Below are 2,102 nucleotides of genomic sequence, written 5' to 3'. Positions count from 1 at the left end.
GAAATAAAAAAATCTAAAAATCCTTCTTCCAGCTTCATTCCTATATCCATTTAAATGAAGCTAGCCTCTCATTATTTACCGATTTAAGCTAGATTTTTTTCATGAGGTGGCCCTGTCTTTAGATCCGGCCGCTGCCGCCCCTTTATTATGCGCAGGAATAACTACTTATTCACCCTTAAAAAGAGCGGGAGTAGGTAAAGGCAGTAAGGTTGGGATCGTCGGTTTAGGCGGTTTAGGCCATATGGCGGTTAAGCTTGCTAAAGCGATGGGAGCTCATGTCACTGTATTTACTACATCAGCAAACAAGGTAAAAGCAGCTATGGATCTTGGCGCTACCGATGTAGTTTTATCTACAGACGATAAGGCTATGACGGCTTTAGAAAATAAATATGATTTTATTTTAGACACTGTTTCCGCAAAACATGATATTAATCGCTATTTAAATGCTTTAAAACATGATGGCACCTTTACGCAAGTTGGTTTGCCTGCTGATCCCCTAGAGGTTTCCATGTTTCCGATGATTTTAAAACGCTTAAAAGTAAGTGGTTCATTGATAGGCGGAATTAAAGAAACTCAAGAAATGTTGGATTTTTGTGCTAAACATCACATCACTTCTGATATTGAGCTCATCAAAATGGATGAGATTAATCATGCCTTTGAACGGCTTGTTAAAGGTGATGTAAAATATCGTTTTGTTATTGATCTGTCCTCCTTAAAATAAAGACGTCAAATGCTCTAGCTTAAAACTAGAGCATTGATTCCAGCTTTTTCCTGTTCCTTTTATTATTCCGCTTTTACTAAATTTTTAACTTTAGGCTTCCTTATCTGTTGGATAAAATTAGTGTTTACTAATATTATATATAGTATAAAGATTTTTTTAGGTAATTTCCTATGCCGTCTACACCTGAAGCTGATGCCTCATCAAAAATGCTTGCAGCAATAAATGCCAAAGAAAATGATGCTAATTTAAAACAAATTCAAGAAAGAAACGAACAGCAAAAAGCAACTATGGATAAAATGGCTTTGGATAAAATGATTGCTGATCAAAATCTTTTCTTTGCCATCATGCAAAATGCGCTCCGGAGAAAACTAGAGCTTGCAGCTTTGCAACAGGAATTGGAGCAGGCAGCAAAATTAACCGGTTTTGCTAACCTCAAGCAAGCCTTGAATGTGGCAAAAAACCCTGATGGCCAAAGCCCCTTACAACAAGCTTTCCAACAACAAAAATTTGATGACGCACAGAGGTTATTAGATTCTGGTGCAATAGCGGGACCTAGAGAACGGGCAGCATTTGAAATAGCTTTAGACAGTAAGGCTGCAAGAGATTTCGGCCTACCTCCTATTAGAGAGGTTGAAAAACTTCATCCCGTTAAAGATTATGGCTTGGTATTAGGGATAGAGATGACTAGCAAGGATGGAACTCTTTCCCAATTTGGTCATATAGGCCCATGTTATCAATTGTTAACGGATGCTGTTACTAAACATGCAAGCACTAATCCTGATTTTGCTGAAATTGCTAATGCCTATCAATTTAGTAATAGCGCAGCCGCATTTTCTGCCAGTACTTCCCAACGCAATCCTGAGGCTGGCATAGAGATATCAAACCGTATTCAAGAGGGAAAATTGACCACTATTCCCGTTAGTTTTAGTGGCCACACTATGGGGTTATCAGTAGTACCAGACGGTCCTGATTCTAAATCAGGATACTTAGTATTTACTAACAAGGGGCTAGGGGCGAAACCTGGGGAGGAGGGAACTCAGATTTATCGAGTTAGTGATTTAAGTAAAATTGACCCTAATTTTGTTAATACCATGATGAACGGCCACTCTGATGGCACTTCTCATGAGAAGATCATGGGGATGATTAGTAAGGTCACTGATGGTGCTCCTCCTATTCATAGCATTCCACAGGAAGCACAAAAAGTGGATAACTGTTCTGTGGTTAATTCACAAGCCAATGTGGAAGGTATCCTCCTGTGTCAGCCAGGGTCACCTCATGAAAAATTTTGAGATAAGATAGTGGTTAAAATAGAATCATCCCATCCAGCATTTTTTCTGAGCCGCTTAATAGATTGCCTTTTCATCTGATTTTTAGTTAATTG

At 38.8% G+C, this 2,102-nt stretch carries 2 protein-coding genes; both read left to right on the top strand.

Annotated elements, in window-relative coordinates; genetic code table 11:
• The first annotated feature begins 106 nt into the window (after window positions 1-106).
• On the top strand, window positions 107-721 hold the full coding sequence (locus ELY15_RS15330; protein WP_233586853.1) for a zinc-binding dehydrogenase: 615 nt from the start codon (window positions 107-109) through the stop codon (window positions 719-721).
• A 170-nt stretch (window positions 722-891) separates the two neighbouring features.
• The gene (gene ankD, locus ELY15_RS15325; RefSeq protein WP_127101564.1) at window positions 892-2,010 is read left to right on the top strand and encodes a Dot/Icm T4SS effector AnkD/LegA15; all 1,119 of its coding nucleotides are present in this window, start codon (window positions 892-894) and stop codon (window positions 2,008-2,010) included.
• The last annotated feature ends 92 nt before the right edge of the window (window positions 2,011-2,102 follow it).

It is taken from the genome of Legionella sp. km772 (assembly GCF_003989735.1).
In the GTDB taxonomy this organism is placed as follows: domain Bacteria; phylum Pseudomonadota; class Gammaproteobacteria; order Legionellales; family Legionellaceae; genus Legionella.
The sequence above is the reverse complement of the archived record's forward strand: the minus strand, read 5'-3'. Positions and strand labels throughout refer to the sequence as shown.